This window comes from Halobacillus litoralis, assembly GCF_009856415.1.
Lineage (GTDB): Bacteria > Bacillota > Bacilli > Bacillales > Halobacillaceae > Halobacillus > Halobacillus litoralis_C.
The window spans coordinates 180,909-205,955 of the sequence record NZ_WMEZ01000003.1 but is presented as its reverse complement, the minus strand read 5'-3'; the positions used below and the strand labels follow the sequence as shown (position 1 = coordinate 205,955).

Genomic DNA, 25,047 nt, shown 5'->3' with positions numbered 1-25,047 from the left:
CTAAACGTACAAACGTATATGGCTTTAAAAAGGACTTTTGACTGGAAGGTAATGACATGATCAACGTCCACGCCTTTCTTTATACTCATCCTTTTGTAAATCCGTAATGGTTCCTTGGTGAAAATACAATTGCCAGCGTCCATCGATCTTTTTCCAAATGGAGCTCCGGAGAGTATTTCTGCTTCTTGTCGTGTCCTCGACATAATACGTTGCGAGTGACGTATCCTCTGATAGAGACTGGATTTCATAATGGTGGAGCGTCATTTCAGTCAGTACGACGCCTTGATCCAGGCAGAACTTTTTATCATAAGGAACGCCGGAACTTCCGATCTCCCAGAAGTCATCGGCCAATAGGTGATCTAGCTTTTCTGTGGATTCGCGGGTGCTCAACTGTAGGTGTTGGTTTTCTAATGCTTTCAGTTCTTCCTTCAGAGACATATGTACTCTCCTTTGTGTTAATATTTTCTAAGGGAATATTATCCTTTGATTCTATCATGAGGAGATGGAGCCGTGCGAGACCAAGGAGGACGAAGAGTAGTTTTGAAAATCAGGAAGAAGCACCAATGACTAAACCAATGGTGATTGCAGTGGCAGCTGTTTCAGTTGGCGGAAAGACGACAATTACGAAAAAGCTCAAAGATCGTTTAGCTGGGGCACAAGCGCTTTTCTTTGATTCGTATGATTTTGAAGGTGCACCGGAAAACATCACCGAATGGGTGGAGGATGGACCGGACTATCATCAATGGGAACTGGATCCGCTGATGGAGGATATTCAATCAGCCCAACATGCTCCTTTCCTCATCCTTGATTACCCATTTTCTTATAAGCATGAAAGAATGAAGCCATGGATTGACTATTCGGTTTTTATTGATACACCACTGGATATCGCTATGGCGAGGCGTTTGATTCGTGATGAGGATAAGCAAGGCGTAGAGGAAGAGTTGAACCACTATTTGAATGGTGGGAGAAAAGCTTATTTAGAAATGCTTCATTCCATCAAACCCGATGCCGATCTCATCGTCGATGGAACGTTGGGTGTGGAGGACATCGTAGAGCACATCATCAAGAATCTCCCCTCGGAACATCATTAGAATACTTCTTTTGTGATAAAAGATACAACACTAGCAACCACACGACTCCGATAAAAAAGCCACCTAGTACATCACTTAAATAATGAGTGCCGAGATGTACGCGGGACCATCCAACCATTCCAACAACTAGAAAGCCACCCAGCATAAAAATTTCCTGCCGCTTTCCTTTAAAATAAATGGAAATGAGAATATAAATGATGCCTGTCAGGAAGACTGCGTAAATCATATGCGCACTTGGGAAAGCTTCCCCGTGGACAGAGACGAAAGAAGGGCCGGGTGGACGCTCGCGGTCAAAGGAATTTTTTAACCCCATGCTGATGAGCTTGGTGCATGCCGCCCCTAACAGGATGAAAAAGCTGATGCGGTACTTGTTCAAATAAATGAATAGAAAAGAAATGATAAAGCCGGTAGTGAGACAGATTTTGTATTCGGTCGCTATCGAGAAGAAACGAGCGATTTGTATGGTGGTTTGTTCGGCTGGATCAGCTTTAGCGTTCATACCCCATTCATCCATAGCCGTGAGGAAGGTGCGGTTTGTCATGACACCCCAGCTGATCAGGAAGAAAAGAAAAAGGTTCAAAGCCAATAGCCATAGGAGACGTCTGTTCATCTCAGCACCTCCTTTTTCTTTTATTATTGAAAAGGTGGAAAAAACTATGCTTTGAATTAAGGAGGATTGCGTATGAAGGGAAGGATCATCCAGCAGGAAAATCCATATTTCATTTATTTGTTCTTCTCGGTTTTATCATGGATGAGCCTGAAGAAAAGTGTATATATAGAAATGAAAAGACGAGAGTGGGAGGAACGATACGAGGATTATTTGGATCATAGAGATGGACTGTAAAGGGGAGAGAGCAAAGGATGCGATCAGAAAAGGAAATGATGGATCTGATTTTGACTGTCGCTGAGAAAGATGAACGAATCCGGGCGGTTTACATGAATGGTTCAAGAACCAATCCTACACTGGAAGAAGATCTTTTTCAGGATTACGACATTGTCTACGTTGTGACGGAAACGGCTTCTTTTTTGGAAGATGAGCGTTGGGTGGATGTCTTCGGTGAGAGGCTAATGATGCAGGAACCGGATAAAAATGATCAGGGCAAAGATGGGGACTTTGCGGACTTTTATGGTTATTTGATGCTCTTTACGGATGGCAACCGGATCGATTTACATATCGAAACCCTTCCGCATATGCAGGAGCACTACGGGGAGGACAAGCTTACAGTGCCTTTGATGGATAAGGATGATTGTCTGCCTGATATTCCTGATGCGACAGATGAAGATTATCATGTGCAGAAGCCGACGGAGGTGGAGTACCTCGCCTGCTGCAACAACTTCTGGTGGTGTCAGCAGAACGTAGCGAAAAGCTTGTGGCGAGATGAGGTTCCTTATGCGCAGTTCATGCTGGAGTGTGTCATCCGCAGGGACTTGGATCAGATGGTTTCCTGGTATATTGGGATCCAGACAGATTTTATTGTGTCGACAGGGAAGGTCGGGAATTATTTTAAGAAGCTCCTGCCTGAAAAATATTGGACGATGTATGAAGCGACTTATGCGGATGGAGACCCGGAACACATCTGGAATGCATTGTTTGCCGCCGGTCATTTATTCCGCACGCTTGCTGGTCATGTAGCGGATGAGTTTTCTTTCACCTATCGAAACGATGAGGATGAAAACATGACGCACTATTTGAAGCAGGTGAGGAAGTTATCTCCATCGGCCGACCGGATTTTTTAAATGGGGATGTGTCCTCAGTGCATATGAATAATGAGAAGGGAGGCAATTGCATGAAGTATCTCACGTTTATTTTCTTTTTCATGACCGCGGTGGTACTAACCGGATGTCTAGGGCAGAAAACCTTGCATTTTCAAGAAGAAAGCGAGAATTGGGAGGTCGAATACATCGCGGATGTAAAATCAGAAGACAGTGAATCGACAAGTCTTCACATCACGTATGTAGGGGAAGGTGAAGCTCCGGAAAACATCAACTACACCCTGGATAGTCCTACCGGTGGTAGAGAAGGTGATTACGTCTTGTTAAATGATGGGATGGTTCAACAAATGGGGAACTTCTGCTCTGGATGTGCGGTGACCAGAAAAGATCACGAGATCCAGGTTACGATTGAATGGGGAGAAAAGGAAGAGACACTGGATTTGGAGTACATAGAATAACGATAGAAATAAAAGGGGGAGTTTGGAAGTGGAGAATGCAGGAAGTTTCGTTATAGGGGATATGGTCGCACAACTTTTGTTTTTTGCTATTTTTATCGGCGTGATCATAGGGGTCGTTGCGATCTTCCTTTCGACAAAAAGAAGGAAGAGTCAGCTGGACAGAGTGGAAGAAAAAGTGGATCGCATTCTTGAACGAAAAAAAGAGTGACTTCCTTCACAGTGGAGAGAGGGCCTTTGCAGGAACCCTTCTCTCCTTTTATTTAATAATCATCACGCCAAGAATAATGAGAATGATAAAGAGGAACTTTCTTCGGCTTGCTTTTTCATTGAAAAGTAGGATTCCAAAGATCGTGGTGGCCATAATGGAGACCCCGCTCCAAATGGCATAGGCGATGCCGACTTCGATTGTCTGGACACTCAGCGTGAGAAAATACAGGCATGCTCCAATGAAAACAAAGGCTGTAATGCTGGGGATAAGCCGCTTGAAACCGTAGGATAATTTCACGGAAATGTTGCCGATTGTCGCAAATACTAGAGAAAGTATCAAATAACCCATAGTTATACTCTCCTTTCTTTACCTGGTACTGTCAAGCCCACCATTCCTGCCAGGATCAACGTCAGTCCGAGAAGTTTGGACATCGTCGCCGATTCCCCCAGCAAACCAACACCTAATAATGTGACAAGCAGCGTCCCACCGCCCGACCATAAGGCGTTGATCATCCCGATTTCATGATTTTTAGTAATAAATATATAGAAGGAAACGGCAAGAGCATAGCAGAAAATGACGACAAGGCTGGCCGTGACATTCGTAAAGCCTTCCGAATATTTCATCGCCGTCGCCCCGGCAGCTTCAAACAAAATGGAGATTCCTAATAAAAGATAGGTTTTCATCATTCCGTCCTCCTTTTTTCTTTCTTCTATTCTCAGAATAAAAGAAACCGGAGGAAGTAGGAACAATCGAATTGTCATACCATCATAACCTGAGGTTATAATGGAGATATTCTACAAATACAGAAAAGGGGTAAGAGAATGCTGCAGAAATTAAACGCCTTTATCGAAGTCGCCAAACAACGGAGTTTCACGAAAGCAGCAGAAGCTTTGTATATTTCTCAACCGGCACTGAGCAAACAGATGAGAAAGTTGGAGGAAGAGCTTGGGTTTTCCCTTTTCAACAGAGCTTCCTATGGTGTAGAGCTTACGGAAAAAGGAAAAGGTATGGTGGAGGAGCTGACGCCGTTATTCGGGCGTATTCATCAAACCGTGAAACAATACCAGTCCCATGAAGATCACATCCGTTTTGGTTCCACACCTGTGCTTACTTCCTATTATCTGCCCAAGTATTACGATAAGCTGGTAAGAGGGAACCTTCATGTGACAGTCATCAAAGATGATAGTAAAGATCTTCTTCCATTACTTGAGAAAGGCGAGATGGATGCAGCTATTATCCAGGACACACCTGCGTATAAGACGCTACGGTCCTACTATTTGTTCACAGATCAATTTATAGCTGACATCCCCATAACCTCTCCATTATCAGAAAAACAGGCCGTCACGCTTGAGGAATGTTTAGAGGAAACTCAAATCATCCCGACAGAGGGTCCTTTATCTGAAAAGGTGCGGACGATCATGCGTGAGTATGAATTCACAGGTGATGTGATAGAATCCCAGTATCACGCTATGGCGGGGTTGGTGTCACTTGGAATGGGGATTGCTTACCTTCCAGAGATGATGGTTCAGCAAGTGGAATATCGGGGCGTCGTGTTTTTACCGATTCAAGACAATCCTTTTAAAAGAGACATGTATCTTTACGCACGAACAGAGGAGAACCTTGATTACTTGAGCGGTCTATTTACAGATATCCAATGAAAAAGCAGCTGCCTGTGACAAGGGTAGCTGCTTTCTTTATGTATCCGTCAAACGTGCAACTTTTCAATGACTCGTATTACTTCGTTCAGTGAAGAAAAATCGTCAATGACATGATCGGCTTCAGCAAGTTCCTCTTCTTGGGCAAAATCAAACCGACAACCTACAGAGGTCAAACCGTTTTTCTCAGCGGCTTGAATATCTGAGAGACGGTCTCCGACAACTGCGCCTTGTTTAAAGCCGTATTTTTCCTGGATGGACGCCACCAAATCGACTTTGTCCAACGAGTCGATCTGCTCGATACTGAACGTTTCTGTCACCCAGCGATCCAGACGATAGTATTCGACGATGGCCTGCAAATAATCGATTAAACCGTTGCTGGCGATGTAAAGGGAGTATCCTTCTTTATGCAACGCTTCAAGGGTTTCTTCAACATGAGGGTAGAGCGCGCCTTTCCCTTTTTGAATGTTGAGGATGAGTTTTTCTAGAAAGTAGACGTTTGCCTGGTGTCTGATCTCCTCCGAGTGATGGGGGAGCAGGGTTCTCCACACCGTAGGGAGAGGAACCCCCATGATTTCCTTGTACTTTTGAAGAGGTGTTTCTCCTTCCCATTCATATGAATCTCTCAAGTGATCAAACGTTTCTACAAGTGATACTTCAAGGATTTTTTCTGTCTGGAACAAGGTTCCATCCATATCAAAAATGATGGCACGTAGCATATGTAAGAGCTCCTTTTCATAGGTTGTGAGTTTCATCATATCAATTTTATGATCAAACATGTTCCATCTCCATAAAAAAGTTCTTGCAAACGATTACAAGGATGTGGTACTTTATCTGTAACCGGTTACACACAGAGGTGAACGAATGGTAACAATCAAAGATGTTGCACGTGAAGCAGGCGTTTCAGTGGCTACCGTTTCACGTGTGTTAAACGATAATGGCTATGTTGGAGCAGATACGAGAAAGAAAGTGATGGAAGCCATTGCTGAATTGAACTACAGTCCGAACGAAGTGGCACGTTCTCTTTATAAAAGGGAGTCCCGTCTGATCGGTCTGCTTTTACCTGATATTACGAACCCGTTCTTTCCACAGCTGGCAAGAGGTGTGGAAGATGAACTGAGCCAGGCTGGATATCGGCTTCTGCTTGGGAATAGTGATGAAAATATTCAAAAGGAACTGGAATATATACAAACGTTCGTCCAGAATAATGTGGTCGGAATCATTACGGCAACCAATCATGTCGATTATAAAATTTATGAGGCTCTCGATCTGCCACTCGTCCTCCTGGACCGGGCATCGGAAAACTATCCAGCGGTTTACGCGGATGGAAGAGAGGGTGGTCGCCTGGCAGCGAAAACCCTTATTGAAAAAGGAGCAGAAAGGATTACGCTAGTGAAAGGACCGGCCAATATCAAGCCCGCACAGGACCGCTTCCAAGGAGCGATTGAAGAGCTGAGTCAGGCGGATGTTGATTTTTCTGTACTGTCCACGACCTCCTATTCTTTTGAAGAGGCACAGGGTTGGGCAGAAGAACTGTTTGATAAGTTTTCAGATACAGATGGAATTATTGCGAGTAACGACATTGTCGGGATTGCGATCATTCATGAGGCTATGGAACGAGGAAAGCGTATTCCTGAGGATGTACAAATCATCGGTTATGACGATATTCCACAAAGCCGTTTGTCCTATCCGACGCTTTCCACGATACGTCAGCCCGCCTATGAAATGGGAAGGGAAGCGGCAAAACTGTTGATACGGACGATAAAGAAAGAACCAGGCGTTGAACAGACCATTCAAATGCCTGTGGAATTAATAGAACGAAAGACGACACGAAAGGAATGAAACGTATGAGAAAACCCAAAATAGCTGTGATCGGCAGCTCGTCCATGGATTTAGTTGTGACATCCAAGCGGCGTCCGGGCGCGGGCGAAACGGTTCTTGGTGAATCTTTTGAAACCGTACCTGGAGGCAAAGGGGCGAACCAGGCTGTTGCCGCCGCCCGTCTCGGAGCAGACGTGTATATGATCGGCCGAGTAGGAGAGGACGCCTACGGAGAAGCGATCTTAAATAATTTCAAATCGAATGGCGTTCAGACGGATTATGTGGAACCGGTTACACATGAAAGAAGTGGAACGGCTCACATTATTTTAGCGGAAGGAGACAACAGCATCGTTGTCGTCAAAGGAGCCAACGATCACGTCACTTCTGCCTATGTGAAAGAAAAGAGAGACTTCATTGAAACGTGTGACCTTGTGATGATCCAGCAGGAAGTTCCTGAAGAAACCGTGATTGAAACAGCCCAATTATGTTACGAACTTGGTGTGCCTTTGCTATTGAACCCCGCACCAGCGAGGGAAATCCCTAAACGGGTCGTGGAACAAGTGAGCTATCTTACGCCGAATGAACATGAAGCTGCCCTCCTTTTCCATGGCGAAGAACTAGCTACGGTATTAAAGAAACATCCTAATAAACTGTTCATTACAGAAGGAGCAGCGGGTGTCCGCTATTTTGATGGAAAAGAAGAGGTGCTCGTTCCTTCCTTTCCTGTTGAACCCATAGACACCACGGGCGCGGGTGATACATTCAATGCGGCCTTTGGAACAGCAATAGCCGAAGGGATGGACTTGAAAGAAAGTCTGCGCTTCGCGAATCGAGCGGCTTCCTTGTCCGTTACAGGGTTTGGAGCCCAAGGCGGCATGCCTGGGCGGGAAGAAGTAGAAAGGGGACTCGCGGAATGAAAAGACACGGCATTTTGAACAGTCATCTATCCAAAGTTTTTGCAGATCTCGGGCATACCGATACCATCGTTGTTGCTGATGCGGGGCTTCCCGTGCCGGACGGAGTGAAAAAGATCGACCTGTCTTTAAAGCATGGGGTTCCTTCTTTTCTTGACGTCGTGGAGGTATTGAAAGAAGAAATGGTTGTCGAACGTGTCACCGTTGCAGAGGAAATGGAGCAGAACCCCTCAGTTCATGAAGGGATGAACGAATGGTTTGGCGAAATGGATTCTCTCACTCATGAAGCACTCAAAGATCAGTTGAAACAGGCCAAAGCGGTGGTGCGGACAGGGGAGATCACCCCCTATGCAAATTGTATCCTTCACGCTGGAGTAACTTTTTAAAGAGGTGAGCAATCATGGAAATCCGTATGAACGAGATTCATAAAGCTTTCGGTAAGAATAAAGTCCTTGAAGGCGTTGATATACACATAAAAGACGGAGAAGTTCATGCCCTGATGGGCGAAAACGGAGCAGGTAAATCTACGCTCATGAATATCCTGACAGGGCTTCATAAGAAGGACGAAGGTACAATCGAAATCGATGGGAAAGCAAAAACGTTCGCCAACCCAAAGGAAGCGGAAGAATTCGGCATTGCTTTCATCCATCAGGAGTTGAATGTATGGCCGGATATGACGGTGCTGGAAAATTTATTCATCAATAAGGAACCGGTTACACATTTTGGTCTCATTCAAACGAATAAAATGAAAGCGATTGCGAATGAGCAGTTTGAGAAGCTATCCATTTCGATTCCACTCCACAAAGAAACGGGCCAGTGTTCGGTCGGTGAACAGCAGATGATCGAGATTGCTAAAGCGCTCATGACAGATGCCAAAGTCATCATCATGGACGAGCCGACAGCCGCTTTGACAGACAGGGAAATAGAGAAACTTTTTGAAGTCATTCGCTCCTTGAAAAAGTCCGGCGTATCCATCGTTTACATCTCTCACCGGATGGAGGAGATCTTCACGATCTGCGATACGATTACAGTCATGCGTGATGGGCAGACGGTGGATACCACACCGATCCCTGAAACAAATTTTGATGATGTCGTCCGAAAGATGGTTGGCCGTGAACTGACCGATCGTTTTCCTGCGAGAGAAGCGAAGCCTGGAGAAGCTGTGTTGGAAGTGAAAAATCTTACGAGGAAAGGCCTCTTCGAGAATGTTAGCTTTCGTGCCCGTTCAGGTGAAATCGTCGGTGTGGCCGGATTAATGGGTGCAGGGCGTACGGAAATCATGCGCACCATCTTCGGTTTGGATGGGAAGTATCAGGGCGACATTTTCATCAATGGAGAAAAAGTGACGGTGAAAAGCCCGAGTCAGGCGGTCAAGCTTGGCCTCGGTTTCATTACGGAAAACCGAAAAGAAGAAGGGCTCGTTCTTGATTTCCCGATTCAGGACAACATCGCGCTTCCGAGTTTGTACAGTTTTACAGACAAAGGTCTTATCGGAGAAAAACGCGAGCGTGAATTTGTCGATATGCTCATCAAAAGGCTGACGATAAAAACCGAATCGGCCAAAACAGAAGCCAAGAACTTGTCCGGTGGAAACCAGCAAAAGGTTGTCATTGCCAAATGGATCGGGATAGGTCCGAAAGTTCTCATTTTGGATGAGCCGACCCGGGGTGTCGATGTTGGTGCGAAACGGGAGATTTATCAACTGATGAACGAACTTACAGACAGAGGAGTAGCCATCATCATGGTTTCTTCTGAGCTACCGGAAGTATTGGGAATGAGTGATCGGGTGCTCGTCGTCCATGAAGGAACGATTGCTGGAGAACTATCCAAAGAGGAAGCCGATCAGGAAAAAATTATGACACTGGCAACAGGAGGTACAGTCAATGATTAATGCAATCAAAAAAACGAATCATGTCGGAAACGTGATGCAGAAGTTAGGACCATTCGTTGGTTTACTTGTATTGATGGCGACAGTTTCCATTATTAACCCTAGTTTTCTTGAACCCTTGAACTTATTGAATCTATTAAGACAAGTCGCGATCAATGCTCTGATTGCCTATGGAATGACATTCGTCATCTTAACCGGGGGCATCGATTTATCCGTCGGATCGATTCTCGCCTTATCCAGCGCCTTGATGGCCGGAATGATGGTCTCAGGTGTGGATCCGATTTTAGCGATATTGATTGGATGTTTGCTTGGAGCACTCATGGGAGCGGTTAACGGTCTTCTTATTACCAAAGGGAAAATGGCTCCGTTCATCGCGACACTTGCAACGATGACGATGTTCCGCGGACTGACACTTGTTTATACAGATGGGAACCCGATTACCGGGCTTGGCGACAGCTATGCTTTCCAATTGTTCGGAAGAGGATATTTCCTTGGGATTCCGGTTCCAGCAATTACGATGCTGCTTGCCTTTGCTGTCCTGTGGGTGATTTTGCATAAAACTCCATTCGGCCGTAAAACGTATGCCATCGGAGGAAACGAGAAGGCTGCCCTTATCTCAGGTATCAAAGTCTCTCGGATCAAAGTGATGGTCTACTCACTCGCAGGACTGCTTTCAGCGCTTGCCGGAGCTATTCTTACATCACGGTTGAACTCCGCGCAGCCGACAGCGGGTACCTCGTATGAACTTGATGCGATCGCTGCTGTTGTTCTTGGCGGGACAAGCCTTTCCGGCGGACGTGGTTTGATTATCGGGACATTGATTGGTGCCCTGATTATCGGAACGTTGAACAACGGTTTGAACCTTCTCGGCGTGTCGTCCTTTTTCCAAATGGTGGTCAAAGGTGTCGTCATCATCATCGCCGTACTCATCGATCGAAAGAAAGCAGCATAGGAGGGGTAACATGAAAAAGCTAGTTGTATTACTGATGAGTTTATCCCTGGTATTCCTTGGTGCCTGCTCGCTGCAGCCACCGGAATGGGCGAAACCGAAAGGGGATAAAAATCCGGATGACATTAAAATCGGCCTGTCCGTATCTACGTTGAATAACCCATTCTTCGTTTCTATGAAAGAAGGGGTAGAAAATGAGGCCGCGGCTCAAGGGATGGAAGTCGTAGTCGTAGACGCGCAAAATGATGCAGCTAAACAAATCAATGACGTGGAGGATTTGATCCAGCAAGGCGTCGATGTATTGCTGATCAACCCTACCGATTCTTCGGCTATTTCGACGGCCGTTCAGTCAGCCAACAGCTTAGGCATTCCGGTCGTGACGCTTGACCGTTCGGCAGAAAAAGGGGAAGTCGCGACATTGGTCAGCTCAGATAACGAAAAAGGCGGCGAAATGGCAGGGGAGTATTTGGTTGAGCAGCTTGGTGAAGGTGCCAAAGTAGCTGAACTTGAAGGTGTCCCCGGCGCATCCGCGACACGAGAACGCGGCGCTGGTTTCCACAACATTGCTGATGAAAAACTGGACGTTGTAGCCAAGCAAACGGCGAACTTTGACCGGACGGAAGGATTGAATACGATGGAAAACATCATCCAGGGAAATCCGGACATTGAAGCTGTTTTCGCTCACAATGATGAAATGGCGCTCGGAGCCTATCAGGCCATTCAAAGTTCAGGTCGGGATGTTCTTGTCGTCGGATTTGACGGGAACGATGATGCGATCATTAGTATTCAGAATGGAAATCTTTCGGCTACTGTTGCTCAGCAGCCAGAGGAAATTGGCAAGCTTGCCGTTCAGGCCGGTGCCGATGTGTTGCAAGGTGAGGAAGTTGAAGATACGATTCCGGTACCATTAAAGCTCGTCACGCAGGAGTCGGATTTGGAAACAGAAGAATAAAGATGAGAAGAGAGACTCGTGATGAGTCTCTTTTTTTATACTCCGAAAGTTGTAGAAATTATTCCATCCATGGCAGGTGCTCTCTTTCTCATTTTCCAGCTAAGCTGAAGATAGAACAAAAGCGGAGCAATCCAAGGAGGAAGATTCATGGAGAAGTATATTTGCCAGACCTGTGGCGTTCAGTATTCAGAAAGTGAAGAAGTACCAGATCGATGTGAGATATGCAGTGAAGAAAGGCAGTATGTAAGCCCGGAGGGACAGACATGGACAACACATGAAGACTTGGTTCAGACAAAACGTTATCAAAACATCATTAGGGAAGAGGAAAAAGGATTGTACAGCATTACCACCACACCTAAATTAGGAATCGGACAAACCGCCTACCTGATCCAAAAAGATGGACTGAATGTGCTTTGGGACTGCATCACATACCTTGATCAAGAGACGGTGGATGTCATTCGCGATCTTGGCGGCATTGATGCGATCGCCATTTCTCATCCGCACTACTATTCAAGGATGACCGATTGGGCAGAAACGTTTGATGCTCCCGTGTACCTACACGAGGATGACGAGGAATGGGTCATGGAAGAAAGCTCGGCCCTTCACTTCTGGAACGGAGAATCTATGAAACTTTCAGAAAATCTCTCTCTTCATCGTTTAGGTGGACACTTCAAAGGGGGAGCGGTCCTGCACATCGAAAAGGGTGCGGAAGGATTGCTGATGACCGGAGATATCATCCAGGTCGTTACAGATAACCAATGGGTGAGCTTTATGTACAGCTATCCGAACTTGATTCCCCTCCCGGCGGCAAAAGTCGCGGAAATAGCAGAGAAAGTCAATGGTCTTGCTTTCGAACGCATTTATAATGCTTTTCATAACATCGTAAAAACGAGGGCGGATGAAGTGGTCCGAGATTCAGCTGAACGCTATATTCGTGCCATTCAAGGCACATTATTTACGACGTAAAAAGTGTTCGGCAGGTTTCAATCGTTTGAGATGAAAGGGAGTTTACTAGTATGAACGTTGATGAATTCGGATTGATTTTGTTTGTGGAGCGTTTTGAACAGTGTGTAAGCTTTTATCAGAACCGCTTACAATTGCCTGTAAGAAGGCGTCAAGAAATGCTTGTCTGTTTCGACCTTCCTATTGGTTATCTTATGGTCGAAAAGGGCGGAGTGGCTCAACTGGGGGAGAAAACGAGGATTCATAATCCGACCGTCCTTCGTTTCGATGTGAAAGGTCTCAGTAAAGAAGTCCATCACCTAAAGGAACGCGGCATTCACTTTTTAGAAGAGCAGCGTGTATTTGACTGGGGGACGATCGCGGTTTTACTTGATCCGGATGGAAACCGCATTGAATTAGGGGAAGTCAATGCGAAGAGTGCATCTTATCGTACATAACAAACGGTATCCACTTAACTAAGGTTGTGCAGTTTTATACTACCAAGGGCCTAAGCCCCGTCCAGTTGCTGTTTAAGATGAACGGGGCTTGAGAGGCAAAAGATATCTGCGTTGCTTATTTAATGAATGTGGACCCTTTTAACAGCTCCGGTTTAGCTCCCAGTATTAATAGAAAGAGTTTCGCATCTCCCACTTCTCTGTGTTGGTTTAACACGTTTTTGACGACAGGGAAATCTCCGTGGTTTTTCAGCTTGTCCACTTCTTTCTTATAAACAGAGAGGATCGACCCTTTGATGAAGGATGGATGCTTGGTGTTCAATTCTTCTTCCATCAACATGGCCCCCATGTAGCCATATTTAATTTGGAGCTGCCGAGTGAAGCTGACCACATGAGTTAACGTTTCATAGACCTCGGGGTAGCGGCGGCTGACTTCTTCTAACCCTTTTTTGGCTTCGTACAATTCATCCAAACTGGCTAACTTCAACATGTGGATTCGCTCCTTTTTCCCATGGTTTTTCAAGTCCAATAATATCCGTGAGCTGGGCACTGTGTTCCCGGCGAATTCGTCTTGTTTTCGCACGTTCTTCCCCGGATTGGTAGAGGAATTTCTCTTCATCCGTCTCTGGAATTACGCTGGGGACTTTGACTGCTTTTTTGTTTTCATCGAGAGCGACAAAGGTTAAAAAAGCTGTCGCGGCCATACGGCGGTGACCGGTGATCATGTCTTCAGCGATGACTTTACAGAAGATCTCCATCGATTTGTTTCCGGTATAGGAGACAAATGATTCTACGCACACCGAATCGGTTTGGTGAATCGGATGGAGGAAGTCAATAGAGTCGGTCGATGCGGTGACACATTCTTTCACGCGTGCATGGCGCCTCGCGGATAATGTGGCATTATTGTCCAACTTTTTCATGAGGACCCCGCCGAACAATGTGTTGTAATTGTTTAAATCGTTGATCATCACTTGATCTGTATTGATGACTAAACTTTCTTTGGTGCGTTTCGCTTCCATAAGTCTGCCTCCTGTTTTATGTTTTTTTCAACATCAAGACTGTCTTTGTGTTTGTTGATAATTTCAGTGTACGAGCGATGTCTTTATAAGTGAAATAGCAAATCGTCATGAGTTGTATAGCTTTTATCAATGGAAGTGTTTTCATAGATTGATTTCATGCATGAAAAAGACCAGCTTCATTAGGAAGCTGGTCCGCCTTTATTCTATACTCAATCGATCCTGCGTATAAGTAAGCCATTCTTTCGTGGCATACGATATGTACTGGGTTTTCGGCCAAATAATGGCGAGTTCCCATGCAATGGTTGGCTGGATGACCTTGAGTCGCTTTACATCTTGAGTAAGCAGACGGGCGACGCTTTTAGGCAGGATGGAAATGCCCAGATTGGAAGCGATCATTTTGCCGATAAAATCCCACTGCGAGCTCTCGGAGATGACTTTTGGTATAAACCCGGCTTCTTTGCAGGAGGAGGTGATCCGGTCGTTTAACACGAAGTCTTTACTGAATAGGATGAAGGAATCGTCTTTGAGCTCTTCCAACCGAATCTGCTTTCTTCCGGCTAACGGGTGGGCAGGAGGGAGGATGACCTCAAGCTCTTCACTTAAAAGAAAGAAGTGGTCAAATTTGTCCTCCTGCGTCGGCAACACGGTGATGCCGACATCCAGTTCCTCCTGCAGGATATTCTCTTCGATTCTTTTCGCGCCATCCTCTACGAGTTGATAGGTAATGTGCGGGTGCCTGGCATGAAAGCCTCCGATAATGTTGATGATCTGTTCGGCGTCCATAATCGGGGGGAGACCTACTCGAATATGGCCTTTTTTCAACCCCAGCAAATCGTTGAGCTGAGTATTGAGGTTTTCGAATGCTTTATCAATGGTTTTCGCCTGCATAAGGATCAGCCGCCCGGCATCGGTCAGGATGACTTTTTTTCGTGTACGTTCGAACAATTCAACACCAAGATCCTCTTCCAGGTTCTTGATCATTTTGCTGATGGTAGGCTGGGAGATAAATAAGTGTTCTGCTGCTTTGGTGAAGCTTTGGAAACGTGCAACTTCGATGAAGTATTGCAAATGGCGGATGTCCATCGTGAAAACTCCTTTGGTTATGTATCGATTGAGCTATGTACAATCATAAAGAGATGGGGGCATCTTATCAATGGGAAAATTATTTCGAAGGACTGCTGAGCGGATCAGTGCCTCACTTAGGTGTTCTAAGGTGGTAGATAAATAATCGTGGTGTTGGAAAGTGGAGAAATGTACCTTTTAATGTTGGCTAACCCAACATTAAAAGGTACGCCCCTCAGGAGTGACGTGGACGTTTAAATGGAATTCCTATACTATGAAACTATAAAAAGGAATTCATTCTATTGAAAGCTCAAACATCTTTCCGCCATTTCTTTGGAGGAGGATTAAGGTAAGTAATCCCGGAAAAAAAACCGCCTACAGTCAGTCCTATTATAAGGCTCAAATTAATGTCTCCAACGACGAAATATCCGAAAAGCAATGAAACGATGATAAATCCTAAAGCTGTAATGAATCCCCATTGCAGTCTTCGCCACATATGAATACCTCCTTACCCATGACTTCGCCTTTTGAAAAACCACTGCAGCACGAAACGGGTAATGAATCCACATCCAAGAGCAATGAGGATGACGATGATCCATTGATCAGAAACAGACAATCCCAGCAAGAAACCTAAGAAGAGGGCGAATCCTAGAGCGAGTCCAAGGATGATTTGTTGACTTCGGGTCATTTGATCAGCTCCATGAAAGATTTACTTCCTTTTATTACCTTATTTATCAAACAGAAAACATGAAGAAAGGGTGATGGTTGTGAAATTGACACATGTACGTTTACTCGTAGATGACTACCAAACTTGTTTTTATTTTTACCGGGATACGCTCGGTTTTGAAGTGACCTGGGGAGATGAGCATTCAAACTATGCCGACTTTACATTCGAAGGGGTGACATTAGGCGTCTTTGAACGTAAGCAGATGGTGGAAGCACTTGGGGATGTGTATGGAAAGAGTGAAGCTAGAGAGGACAGGGCTGCGCTGGTTTTTAAAGTGAATGATGTGGAAGAGACATATCAGGCATGGAAGGACAGAGTAACATTCATTACGGAACCTGTGGAGCAGAAGGACTGGGGAATTAAGGTCGCTCATTTCAGAGATCCCGACAGTAACCTTCTGGAAATCTATGAATCGATCATGTGAGCGGTTGGAGACAAAAAGGTTATTCTTTCGAAAGTATAAGGATGACGATTTTCCTTTTCTAGTATCCATGCTGACGGATCCGGAAACGGTAAGATTTATTGGAGATGGAAAGGTGAAAAGTGAGAAGGGAGCCGAAGAGTTTTTGCAGTGGATCTACCGTACATATGAAGCTTCGCAACATCATGGTCTGCAAATTCTCGTCCGTAAGGCAGATGGGGTGAAAATCGGGCATGCAGGACTTGTTCCTCAATCCATTGACGGAAAAACAGAGCTTGAGGTCGGCTACTGGATATACAGGGAATACTGGGGCTGTGGGTATGCGACGGAGGCGGCTGCCATTCTTTTGAAACATGGAAAGAGGGAGCGGGAACGATTGATTTCTGTAATCCAGTCCGGGAATATCGCTTCTCAACGAGTAGCCGAAAAAATCGGTATGGAAAAAGAGAAGTCCGTAGTTATGAATGGAAGAGACGTTTGGATTTATATGAGAAGCAAGGTATGAAAGCGTTCGAGCCTTTATAGAAGCGTGGAAAAAGGTAAAGGAAACTTGAAAGGGTAACGTCTGCGCGCTGGTCCAATACTTTAGAAGAAGGAGGTGCTGCTATGGAAATCCAGGGTCTCAACCACTTTCTGTTCTCAGTATCTGACTTAGATACATCCATCACTTTCTATGAAAAAGTTTTTGGAGCCGAGTTATTGGTAAGGGGAAAGACGACCGCCTACTTTGACTTGAAGGGCATGTGGCTGGCATTAAATGAAGAGAAGGACATCCCCAGACATGACAGATCCGCTTCCTATACCCATACCGCTTTCACGATAAAAGAACGTGACTTTGATGACGCCTATGAAGAACTTGTCCGCCTGGGTGTGAATATCCTACCGGGGCGTGAACGTGAGAAGAGAGATAAACGGTCCATTTATTTTACAGATCCTGACGGTCATAAATTTGAATTTCACACAGGGACAAGGGAAGATCGTATCGACTATTACAAAGAAGCGAACCCCCATATGACTTTTTATGATTCATGAGAGTAGGGAACATATGGTTGATAGTGGCTGTTTTGGGTGTGTTATTAGGGATTTATCATCAACTTTTTAAGATTCAAAAATTGTTAACTAGAGGACAGAAGGAAAGTAAACCTCATGTGAAAACAAGCAAAATGCCTTTGCGTAGGTAAGGTTCATCGTTTATTCATCGAGGGCCCAACTCCTTACCATTTCAATAGTTACTAGGAATCAAGGAGAATGAAATGGAAATTACAATTGAAAAATTAAGATATGAAGATGCAGAAGAATTATTTGATTTTGAGTGTGAGAACCGATGGTATTTTGAAAAGATGGTACCCAGTCGTGGAGATGAATATTATGACTTTGATACTTTCATGATGAATCATAAGAAATTATTAGATGAACAGAAACAAGGGTTATCTTATTTCTATCTGATCAAGAAGACGACTGGCGAAATCTTAGGGAGAATAAATTTCGTAGACGTCGACGAATCCCGACACTTAGGGTTTTTAGGATATAGAGTGGGGGGGAAACACACGGGACAAGGGATTGCAAACAAAGCGTTGCGTATGTTGCTGGAAAATATGAAGGAAAATGGTTTCACAAAAGTGTTGGCCATGACAACCGATCATAACGTTGCTTCTCAAAAAGTCCTTGAGAAAAATGGTTTTAAGAAGTTGGAAACAAGTGACGATGATTTTATCATGCATGGAGAAACAGTGAAGTTTGTAAAGTATGCATGGGTGATGGAATAGACGGAATAGTTCGCACATAAAAAGCGTCTAAGGAATTCCTTAGACGCTTGGCTGTGAGTATTCTCTTTTACTTTTTAATTAACAAACTTTAATACACTCCTACATTATCCCATGCTTGAGATACTGCATTTGCAGCGGTTGTACCGTAAAGGTCCAAAGCAGACTGTTCTAAGGCTTGTCTAGCATTGGTAAAGGTGCTGCTTGGTGTCAGATAAACCGTCAACGCCCGGTAGTAGATCTGCTCTGATTGCGCAATGCCTAAACTGTTGATTGTATAATAAGCCGCTTTGTTTGGGATTCCGCTGTTAATGTGTACCCCGCCCCAGTCGCCGGCTTCTGTGTTCGGCAGATTCTGGTATTCATTCATATGATCAGGCTGATCGTAAGCGTTCGGGTTGGACATGGAGCGCAAAGCATCTCCCGGCTGCCCTGGTGTGTAAACATCTTCACCCATCAACCAATCCTCTGAATCTACGAAATATCCAAACACGTCAGAGAAGGACTCGTTCAGTGCACCGGATTGATTTTCATAAACCAATTCGGCTGTCGTATCGGTTACGGCGTGTGTCAATTCGTGAGCAACCACATCATCTGCGCCAGATAGGTATGTGAATGTGGAACCATCACCATCTCCATAAATCATTTGATTCCCAGTCCAAGCTGCATTGTTGTAATTGCTGCCGTAGTGAACGGTAGAACGGATGTCTGCTCCCTGGTCGTCATAACTCACACGACCGAATTGATCATAGTAATAGTCAAAGACTTCTCCTGCATAGTAATGAGCATCGACTGCAGCCTTTTGGCGCTCGCTGTAAAAGGTGTTACCGGAGTCTGTAACATAAGACCCAGGCAGGCTGTAATACTCGCCACCATAGTTATCAAACGTTTCAATGACGCCACTCATCGGTTTGGACGTATCAAAAAGATAATACGTATTGTTATAGAAATAAGTATTCAAAGACTTCGTATCTCCTAAAACACCTGTGCCTGTTCCCGTCGCTTCATGAACAAGGTTCATAGATTTAAGGACCTCTCCATTTTCAGCGTTGATATAGATCTGCCAGTTGGCAGGGTATGGTTTGGAGAATTGCAGTTCAACATGATAAGCAAGTGTGTATGTGCCATCTTCATAATGAACGACGAGATCGGAGTTCTCCGTCAACGTTTGGAAGTCTTCACCTTTCAAACTCTTCTGGACATGGTCCGCGTCTGCACGGGAGACATCAATTTGATCCCAAGCCAAATCCAGCGCTTCTTTCTTTTTAATTTCTTTCGTTTGTTTTATTTTTTTTGGAGCATCTTTATGTAACTCCCCGTTCACAGCTGTTACTTGGCCCTCCTGGTTAGTATGGACGCCTACTTTAGCATTCGCTACGGGAACCTGACCAATGACTCTTTGGTATGTATAGTGCGTCATCCCAAGTTCATCTGTTTCAGTTTTCAACAATTTCAAGTCACTATTTGGGTTGAGTTGGGAGAGTGCTTCGTTTTGTTTGAAGAACTCTTTGACTCCCTTTTCGGACTTGACCTTTTTCCCTTGCAGGTTGTCTTTCATGAAAATAGGATTTTCTGCTTTCCCGTTTCCATTATTTCCAACCTCTGCGTGAGCCATGGTTCCGCCAGTCACCAAGCTCGTACCTAAAACAAATGTTGCCACTGTGTGTTTCCAGTTCATCGAATCCCTCCTGTATTTTGAACACAAATCCAATGTAACATAATATTCTGAATTCATGTTTGGGATATAAAGGGGGGAAAATAGGTGCTTAAATGAACCTAAACCAAGAGACTTGGGAATTCTGTATATTTGGTTGAAAAGTAGGACTGTAGCATGTATGTAGCGTGTCTTTTGCGCCATTAAATAGCTGCCTTGCAGTTTTTATTTTTAATACAGTACAGAGTTTGACGAATGAAGGTGCTAAGTGATCGCTGAATTTTCTTATGTAGAGATGAATGGTTGGCCCAGAAGTGTTTTGAGAGGAGAAGTGGTTCGGGAGGAAGGTGAAATATAATTAATAAGGAACGGAAGGTGAAGAAACGGAGATTCTTTCCTGAGCTTTTACTTGCTTTATCCTTTATACCTCTTATAAGTGATAGGTAATGGAGACTTGGGCTTCCTAGTATCAACGAAATCTAATAAGTAAAATTAACTGGGAAGGCCTATTTAAATGTTCTTTGAACCTGTAATAGGAGAGGTGTATCCCTCTTTTTGCAGCAATGGTTTCTAATAAGTCTACTTCGTTGAACATCACCTCCGATAAAGTACCATTAAAGATTTCCGTTAAAACCTTATAGTACATACCCACAATTTTCTCATTATTCAACCGGTCGTAAATGTTTTTGGTAGTCACTTTAGGGTCTCTTCCTTTCTATCATTTTCATCAAATCCAGAATCTACTTAGAATTTTACTCTCTAATTCTTTGTGCGTTAAGTAAAAAATGTCGAATTTACAATATTTTAAAAATTAATTATTAGGAGACACCTTTATTTAAGTCAATCGAGGACTTCTTTTCGATTTCGTTACTGTAATTTTAGGCATGGAATTTTCGGAACATTTATTTTCTAGAACAGGATTTATTTCTTCTTCTGCATGCTTATTTTAGTACTGCTTACTATTCATGTGCAGGAATACATTTTGAATGAAAAGGAGTGTGCCTGCCTTTCTGTGAGTCGCTCCCGGGCAGGCACTAAGTTTTCTATTTGTAGTAATGATGGGAATCTTGATAGCTCCAGGGTGCTGGTTCTAGATATTCGCGTGATTGACCTCCCATCCCTGGAAGTCCCGGCATCATTCCACCGCCTGGCATGCCTCCTTGGCTGCCACCTGGTTGAGGAAAACCTGGCATCATCCCACTTCCGCTCCCTCCACCATTTTGCCCTGGCATAGGGAATCCCGGGGTTGCTCCATTTCCGTTCTGGCCCGGCATAGGGAATCCCGGCATCGTTCCACTCCCATTTTGCCCGGGAAAAGGAAAGCCCGGCATCATTCCATTGCCATTCCCGCTCCCGCTCCCGCTCTGTCCCTGGGACGGAATCTGAGGCATTTGCTGCATTCCGCCACTTTCACCGCTTCCATTTCCCTCACTACCGGATTCTCCATTACTGGTTCCATTCTCTTGATTCCCCGTACCATTCTGCGCCCCGGCCTGAGGATATAAAGGATAACAGGTGACGGTCATTTCCTCACCGTCTTCTCCTTTAATCGTTCCTTGCATGCCGCCCTGCATCTGAGCTCCCTGCCCTTGTGGAAAGCAGATCATGGCCCCTTGCTGACGCTGGTGAAAATATGGTGGTAAAGAATTCATTTGATACATAAACGTTCGCCTCCCTTGAATACATCTATTCATCCTATTCAATTCCGAAATCTTCGCCTATCGTTTCTTGGGAATTGGTGAATTCGCCTATTTCATTCATTAGGCTTTTCACTTTTTAAGGATATGGACCCCCACATTACAAGTTTTGCTAACACCTCACCTTTTTAGAAATGAAAGGATGAGGGCAAAAACGGTATAAAAATGGGTTAAGTATTAAAGACTGCGACTATGGCACTGTTTTCATTCTTATCCGAATTAATAGTTATAATTTTCTGTCATTTTTGCTAAGGTTAGAATTATCCATAATTTTCAAGGAGGAATATACATAATGATGAACCCGTTTCGTTGGAAACAAATGGTCTTTTTGATGATGGCTTCGTTTATAATCCTGACCCCTTATCAAACGTATGAGAACCCGGGGGTAAAGGCAGAAAACGACGACCTTGGTAATGAAATCCGCACGATTTTAATGGATGAAGATCTTGATGGCGCTCTTGCCGGAGTGAGTATTCGTTCAGCAGAGACAGGGGAAGTAATCTACGAACATGATGCGGATATTCGGTTGAAGCCTGCCTCGAACATGAAGTTGCTGACGGGAGCTGCAGCGATGGAAGTTCTTGGACCGGATTATACCTTTACGACAGAAATCCTTGCTGACGGGGACATCAAAGGAAAAAAACTTCATGGAGATTTGTATATCAAAGGAAAAGGCGATCCGACGTTGATGAAAAAGGACTTCGTTACAATGGCCCGCTCGTTGAAAGAGAAAGGGATCCGGGAAGTGAAAGGTGATCTTGTAGCAGATGATACGTGGTATGATGATATTCGTTTATCTGAAGATATTGCCTGGAACGATGAAACCAACTATACGGGTGCTCAAATATCTGCACTGACGGTTTCTCCCAATGAGGATTATGATGCGGGTACGGTCATTGTAGCAGCTTATCCGTCTGATACGATCGGGGAGCCGGCAGAAATTAAGGTCACGCCTGAGAACGATTATGTAGAAATCGTAAATCAGACCACAACTGTACCTTCCGACCAATCAAAAGACATTTCCATTAAGCGGAAACATGAGACCAATCAAATTGTCATAGAAGGAACGATCCCCGTTGATGGAAGCCGTTCAAGGTCATGGATTGCGGTTTCCGAACCGACGGGTCTCGCGCTAAACCTCTTTCACAAAGTTTTAGAAAATGAGGGGATAAAAGTGAAAGGCAAAGAGGTTGTAGACGGTCAAACGCCGGAAGCTGCAGAAGTGGTGCTATCAAAGGAATCCATCCCTCTTGAAAAATTGTTTATCCCGTTCATGAAAATCAGTAACAACGGCCATGCGGAAGTGCTGCTCAAAGAGATGGGGAAAGTGGTCCATGATGAAGGAAGCTGGGATAAAGGGTTGGAGGTTGTGGAAGATTTCTTGAATGACAGCGGCGTTGATGCGGATACGATGCGGCTTCGTGACGGGTCAGGGATGTCTCATGTGAACATGGTTCCGGCCAATGAGATTTCCAACCTTTTGTACCAAGTAAAAGAGAAAGAGTGGTTCCCTGCATATTGGAACTCACTTCCGGTCGCAGGCAATGGGGAACGTTTTGTTGGCGGTACGCTTCGTTACCGCATGAATGACACCGCTGCTGAAGATAACGTGCGGGCTAAAACAGGCTCCTTGACGGGAGTCACATCGCTATCAGGATATGTGACGTCAGCCGGTGGAGAAGAGTTGATCTTTTCGATTGTGTTGAACAATTATCTTGGTTCTGTAAAGGATATTGAAGATGAAATTGCTGTAACGCTGGCTGAGTATGAACAGAACAGTGAAGAATAACAAGAGGGGGACTTTCTCAGTGTGAGGAAGTCCTTTTTTACGTTTATTTAGGTAGGTGGGATGAAAACGGACATGTGGTGCATGTGAGCCGGGGAGCCTTTCTTTTCAAGGGAAGCGAATGGAAAATCCTTCTACTTCTAGACTTCTGATATCAGTGACCTTTAGGTCTAAAGGTCTGTTGCTCTTTCTTCCACCTTTCTTTATAATCATCAACTAATGATAATGAAAATCGTTATCAATTGATTTAGGAGGTAAGATATGAGTCAGACAATCAATAAGACAGAACTAAAAATGAAAGAGGGAGCGAAGGAAGATACTTTCACTTTTCGACCCTTGGAAGAAAAAGACGTGGAGCTGCTGCATGACTGGATGCATCAAAAACATATTTCACCATTTTGGAAGCTGAATCTCCCGATGGAAGAGCTGCGTTCATGGGTACGGAAGTCCATAGAAGCTGAACATAAGGATGGCTATATCGGTACATACAATGGAGAGCCTGTTTGTTATCTGATTGCGTATGCGATTGAAAAGGATCCGATCAAAGACTATTACGATGATCAGAACGGTGATTTAGGCATGCATCTCTTAATCGGCCCTCGTCCGTTCTTGAATTTGGATGACGGTTTATCCCTCGTTCGTGCGATGATTTATTTCTTGTTTGAACGGTACCAGGCGAAAAGAATTATCGGAGAACCCGACCGGCGCAACCGGATTGTGATTCCAATTTTGAAAAAGGTCGGAGGAGAAAATCTGGGCCGCATTGATCTGCATGGAAAACAAGCGACTTTAATTGTGGGAGCAAAAGAAGCATTTGAAAAATCATTGCGGGACAATGATGTTGAGATCCGGACATTGACAAGGATGGAAACGTCCAAAAGTGAGCTGGTCGTATGAAAGTAGATGCAAAAGTCCTTTGCTTACTCCAAACCATTGGGGATCGGATGAATGAGCTTGAACATCCACCCCTGGACCAGTTAACCCCTGAACAATCCAGAGAGTACTACAAAGTGGCCAGAGAATATTTTCAAGATCTGCCTGTCGACGGAGTGGCCGTGGTTGACTCTTCTTTTCAGGGTAGATCAGGGAATGAAGTCCCGGTGAAAATCTATACACCTGATGGAGAAGGACCATTTCCTGTCCTTGTTTATTTTCACGGCGGCGGCTGGGTGTTTGGGGATGTGGACAGTTCCGACAACGTGTGCCGGTATTTTTCCCGTCATGCGCAAACCGTTGTGATCTCTGTCGATTACCGCCTGGCGCCTGAACATAAGTACCCGGCAGCTTTCCACGATGCTTTGGATGCGATCACATGGGTATCCAATGAGGCTGACCAATGGAACATTGACCTCAATCGACTGGCCGTAGGAGGGGAAAGCTCTGGCGGCAACCTGGCTGCTGCCGCCGCAATTTATTTCAGGGACGTTGAGAAGATCGAGATTTCCCATCAATTTCTGATCACCCCTGTGTTGGACTACAACTTCGATACGGAATCGTATAAGGCGGATTATACATACAACCTGACGAATGAAAAAATGAAATGGTTCTTCCAGCATTATTTAGAAAAGGAGAAAGATGGGCAGGACATGTTCGTCTCGCCGTTACGAGCCCGAAATCTGGCCAAGTTACCGTCTACTTTGATGGTTACCGCGGAATACGATCCTCTTAGGGAAGAAGCTTTTACTTATGCTGACCGGCTCCATGCCTCGGGTGTGTCTGTAAATCTTCTCCACTTTGAAGATCTCGTGCACAGTTTTATCAATATGGCAGGGGTCGTCGACCGTTCTGCAGAAGCCCTGGAGAAAGTGACGGGGACACTAAAAGAGATGCTGGCTGAATAACGTGCTCCACCTTCTTTCACGAAGGTGGACT

33 protein-coding genes are annotated in these 25,047 nt (G+C 44.7%); 21 read left to right on the top strand and 12 right to left on the bottom strand.

Annotated features, from left to right (window positions below):
• Positions 1-60: 60 nt before the first annotated feature.
• Positions 61-438: a DUF4440 domain-containing protein gene (locus GLV98_RS10695; RefSeq protein ID WP_160914934.1), complete on the bottom strand. Its 378-nt coding sequence runs from the start codon at positions 436-438 to the stop codon at positions 61-63.
• A 125-nt stretch (positions 439-563) separates the two neighbouring features.
• Between GLV98_RS10695 and GLV98_RS10690 the strand changes: the two genes are divergently transcribed.
• Positions 564-1,091, top strand: a complete 528-nt coding sequence (locus tag GLV98_RS10690) for a hypothetical protein (protein ID WP_160914932.1) — start codon at positions 564-566, stop codon at positions 1,089-1,091.
• On the opposite strand, the gene GLV98_RS10685 is transcribed toward GLV98_RS10690, so the two are convergent.
• A complete protein-coding gene (locus GLV98_RS10685) occupies positions 1,063-1,701 on the bottom strand; it encodes a phosphatase PAP2 family protein (protein ID WP_160914930.1) in 639 nt (212 codons plus the stop codon). The two genes, GLV98_RS10690 and GLV98_RS10685, sit on opposite strands and share 29 nt — an antisense overlap.
• A gap of 72 nt (positions 1,702-1,773) precedes the next feature.
• Here GLV98_RS10685 and GLV98_RS10680 point away from each other — a divergent pair, with 72 nt between their 5' ends.
• Genes GLV98_RS10680 through GLV98_RS10665 form a run of 4 tightly spaced genes read left to right on the top strand, consistent with a single transcriptional unit; the run spans position 1,774 to position 3,470 of the window.
• Positions 1,774-1,935 (top strand): hypothetical protein, encoded by a 162-nt coding sequence (locus GLV98_RS10680; protein ID WP_160914928.1) that lies wholly within the window; start codon positions 1,774-1,776, stop codon positions 1,933-1,935.
• 17 nt (positions 1,936-1,952) lie between these two features.
• On the top strand, positions 1,953-2,828 hold the full coding sequence (locus GLV98_RS10675; RefSeq protein ID WP_160914926.1) for an aminoglycoside 6-adenylyltransferase: 876 nt from the start codon (positions 1,953-1,955) through the stop codon (positions 2,826-2,828).
• 50 nt (positions 2,829-2,878) lie between these two features.
• Positions 2,879-3,262 (top strand): hypothetical protein, encoded by a 384-nt coding sequence (locus GLV98_RS10670; protein WP_160914923.1) that lies wholly within the window; start codon positions 2,879-2,881, stop codon positions 3,260-3,262.
• Between the two features lie 28 nt (positions 3,263-3,290).
• On the top strand, positions 3,291-3,470 hold the full coding sequence (locus GLV98_RS10665; RefSeq protein WP_160914921.1) for a hypothetical protein: 180 nt from the start codon (positions 3,291-3,293) through the stop codon (positions 3,468-3,470).
• 48 nt (positions 3,471-3,518) lie between these two features.
• Here the strand turns inward: GLV98_RS10665 and GLV98_RS10660 are convergent, their stop codons facing one another.
• Positions 3,519-3,818 carry a DMT family transporter gene (locus tag GLV98_RS10660; protein WP_160914919.1) on the bottom strand — a complete coding sequence of 100 codons (300 nt, stop codon included), beginning with the start codon at positions 3,816-3,818 and terminating at the stop codon, positions 3,519-3,521.
• 2 nt (positions 3,819-3,820) lie between these two features.
• Positions 3,821-4,153: a DMT family transporter gene (locus GLV98_RS10655; protein WP_237417111.1), complete on the bottom strand. Its 333-nt coding sequence runs from the start codon at positions 4,151-4,153 to the stop codon at positions 3,821-3,823.
• A 138-nt stretch (positions 4,154-4,291) separates the two neighbouring features.
• Here GLV98_RS10655 and GLV98_RS10650 point away from each other — a divergent pair, with 138 nt between their 5' ends.
• Entirely contained in the window at positions 4,292-5,128 is an 837-nt protein-coding gene (locus tag GLV98_RS10650) for a LysR family transcriptional regulator (RefSeq protein ID WP_160914915.1), read from the top strand.
• A gap of 47 nt (positions 5,129-5,175) precedes the next feature.
• On the opposite strand, the gene GLV98_RS10645 is transcribed toward GLV98_RS10650, so the two are convergent.
• Positions 5,176-5,844, bottom strand: a complete 669-nt coding sequence (locus GLV98_RS10645; RefSeq protein ID WP_160915336.1) for an HAD hydrolase-like protein — start codon at positions 5,842-5,844, stop codon at positions 5,176-5,178.
• A 145-nt stretch (positions 5,845-5,989) separates the two neighbouring features.
• Here GLV98_RS10645 and GLV98_RS10640 point away from each other — a divergent pair, with 145 nt between their 5' ends.
• From GLV98_RS10640 to GLV98_RS10605, 8 genes are all read left to right on the top strand, one after another.
• Positions 5,990-6,967, top strand: coding sequence for a LacI family DNA-binding transcriptional regulator (locus tag GLV98_RS10640; RefSeq protein ID WP_160914913.1), 978 nt, complete (start codon positions 5,990-5,992; stop codon positions 6,965-6,967).
• A 5-nt stretch (positions 6,968-6,972) separates the two neighbouring features.
• Positions 6,973-7,863, top strand: a complete 891-nt coding sequence (rbsK, locus tag GLV98_RS10635) for a ribokinase (RefSeq protein ID WP_160914911.1) — start codon at positions 6,973-6,975, stop codon at positions 7,861-7,863.
• The gene (rbsD, locus tag GLV98_RS10630; RefSeq protein ID WP_160914909.1) at positions 7,860-8,246 is read left to right on the top strand and encodes a D-ribose pyranase; all 387 of its coding nucleotides are present in this window, start codon (positions 7,860-7,862) and stop codon (positions 8,244-8,246) included. Before rbsK ends, rbsD begins: the two co-directional genes overlap by 4 nt.
• Before the next feature lie 14 nt (positions 8,247-8,260).
• On the top strand, positions 8,261-9,751 hold the full coding sequence (locus GLV98_RS10625) for a sugar ABC transporter ATP-binding protein (RefSeq protein ID WP_160914907.1): 1,491 nt from the start codon (positions 8,261-8,263) through the stop codon (positions 9,749-9,751).
• Positions 9,744-10,700: a ribose ABC transporter permease RbsC gene (rbsC, locus tag GLV98_RS10620; protein ID WP_160914904.1), complete on the top strand. Its 957-nt coding sequence runs from the start codon at positions 9,744-9,746 to the stop codon at positions 10,698-10,700. Before GLV98_RS10625 ends, rbsC begins: the two co-directional genes overlap by 8 nt.
• 10 nt (positions 10,701-10,710) lie before the next feature.
• Positions 10,711-11,649: a ribose ABC transporter substrate-binding protein RbsB gene (gene rbsB, locus GLV98_RS10615; RefSeq protein WP_160914902.1), complete on the top strand. Its 939-nt coding sequence runs from the start codon at positions 10,711-10,713 to the stop codon at positions 11,647-11,649.
• 147 nt (positions 11,650-11,796) lie between these two features.
• Entirely contained in the window at positions 11,797-12,615 is an 819-nt protein-coding gene (locus GLV98_RS10610) for an MBL fold metallo-hydrolase (protein WP_160914900.1), read from the top strand.
• A gap of 50 nt (positions 12,616-12,665) precedes the next feature.
• Positions 12,666-13,049, top strand: a complete 384-nt coding sequence (locus GLV98_RS10605; protein WP_160914898.1) for a VOC family protein — start codon at positions 12,666-12,668, stop codon at positions 13,047-13,049.
• A gap of 115 nt (positions 13,050-13,164) precedes the next feature.
• Here GLV98_RS10605 and GLV98_RS10600 read toward each other — a convergent pair whose 3' ends face one another.
• The 5 genes from GLV98_RS10600 to GLV98_RS10580 all read right to left on the bottom strand — a co-directional run bounded on the left by GLV98_RS10600 (position 13,165) and on the right by GLV98_RS10580 (position 15,815).
• The gene (locus GLV98_RS10600) at positions 13,165-13,536 is read right to left on the bottom strand and encodes a hypothetical protein (RefSeq protein WP_160914896.1); all 372 of its coding nucleotides are present in this window, start codon (positions 13,534-13,536) and stop codon (positions 13,165-13,167) included.
• The gene (locus GLV98_RS10595; RefSeq protein WP_160914894.1) at positions 13,511-14,065 is read right to left on the bottom strand and encodes an acyl-CoA thioesterase; all 555 of its coding nucleotides are present in this window, start codon (positions 14,063-14,065) and stop codon (positions 13,511-13,513) included. Before GLV98_RS10595 ends, GLV98_RS10600 begins: the two co-directional genes overlap by 26 nt.
• 198 nt (positions 14,066-14,263) lie before the next feature.
• Positions 14,264-15,148 (bottom strand): cidABC operon transcriptional activator CidR, encoded by an 885-nt coding sequence (cidR, locus tag GLV98_RS10590; RefSeq protein WP_160914892.1) that lies wholly within the window; start codon positions 15,146-15,148, stop codon positions 14,264-14,266.
• Positions 15,149-15,437: 289 nt separating this feature from the next.
• The gene (locus GLV98_RS10585) at positions 15,438-15,623 is read right to left on the bottom strand and encodes a hypothetical protein (protein ID WP_160914890.1); all 186 of its coding nucleotides are present in this window, start codon (positions 15,621-15,623) and stop codon (positions 15,438-15,440) included.
• A 12-nt stretch (positions 15,624-15,635) separates the two neighbouring features.
• Positions 15,636-15,815 (bottom strand): hypothetical protein, encoded by a 180-nt coding sequence (locus GLV98_RS10580; RefSeq protein ID WP_160914888.1) that lies wholly within the window; start codon positions 15,813-15,815, stop codon positions 15,636-15,638.
• Between the two features lie 79 nt (positions 15,816-15,894).
• On the opposite strand from GLV98_RS10580, the gene GLV98_RS10575 reads away from it, so the two are divergent.
• From GLV98_RS10575 to GLV98_RS10560, 4 genes are all read left to right on the top strand, one after another.
• Entirely contained in the window at positions 15,895-16,278 is a 384-nt protein-coding gene (locus GLV98_RS10575; protein WP_160914886.1) for a VOC family protein, read from the top strand.
• Positions 16,262-16,780: a GNAT family N-acetyltransferase gene (locus GLV98_RS10570; protein ID WP_160914884.1), complete on the top strand. Its 519-nt coding sequence runs from the start codon at positions 16,262-16,264 to the stop codon at positions 16,778-16,780. The genes GLV98_RS10575 and GLV98_RS10570 overlap by 17 nt, the downstream gene beginning before the upstream one ends.
• A 101-nt stretch (positions 16,781-16,881) precedes the next feature.
• Complete coding sequence (gene fosB / locus GLV98_RS10565) at positions 16,882-17,307, top strand: metallothiol transferase FosB (protein WP_160914882.1); 426 nt, start codon at positions 16,882-16,884, stop codon at positions 17,305-17,307.
• A 221-nt stretch (positions 17,308-17,528) separates the two neighbouring features.
• A complete protein-coding gene (locus GLV98_RS10560; RefSeq protein ID WP_160914880.1) occupies positions 17,529-18,041 on the top strand; it encodes a GNAT family N-acetyltransferase in 513 nt (170 codons plus the stop codon).
• Between the two features lie 88 nt (positions 18,042-18,129).
• Here GLV98_RS10560 and GLV98_RS10555 read toward each other — a convergent pair whose 3' ends face one another.
• A complete protein-coding gene (locus GLV98_RS10555; protein ID WP_160914878.1) occupies positions 18,130-19,716 on the bottom strand; it encodes a M4 family metallopeptidase in 1,587 nt (528 codons plus the stop codon).
• A gap of 1,019 nt (positions 19,717-20,735) precedes the next feature.
• On the bottom strand, positions 20,736-21,353 hold the full coding sequence (locus GLV98_RS10550) for a hypothetical protein (RefSeq protein ID WP_160914876.1): 618 nt from the start codon (positions 21,351-21,353) through the stop codon (positions 20,736-20,738).
• A 331-nt stretch (positions 21,354-21,684) separates the two neighbouring features.
• On the opposite strand from GLV98_RS10550, the gene dacB reads away from it, so the two are divergent.
• From dacB to GLV98_RS10535, 3 genes are all read left to right on the top strand, one after another.
• The gene (gene dacB / locus GLV98_RS10545; RefSeq protein WP_160915334.1) at positions 21,685-23,178 is read left to right on the top strand and encodes a D-alanyl-D-alanine carboxypeptidase/D-alanyl-D-alanine endopeptidase; all 1,494 of its coding nucleotides are present in this window, start codon (positions 21,685-21,687) and stop codon (positions 23,176-23,178) included.
• A 258-nt stretch (positions 23,179-23,436) separates the two neighbouring features.
• Complete coding sequence (locus GLV98_RS10540) at positions 23,437-24,072, top strand: GNAT family N-acetyltransferase (protein ID WP_160914874.1); 636 nt, start codon at positions 23,437-23,439, stop codon at positions 24,070-24,072.
• Positions 24,069-25,016 carry an alpha/beta hydrolase gene (locus tag GLV98_RS10535; protein WP_160914872.1) on the top strand — a complete coding sequence of 316 codons (948 nt, stop codon included), beginning with the start codon at positions 24,069-24,071 and terminating at the stop codon, positions 25,014-25,016. The genes GLV98_RS10540 and GLV98_RS10535 overlap by 4 nt, the downstream gene beginning before the upstream one ends.
• The last annotated feature ends 31 nt before the right edge of the window (positions 25,017-25,047 follow it).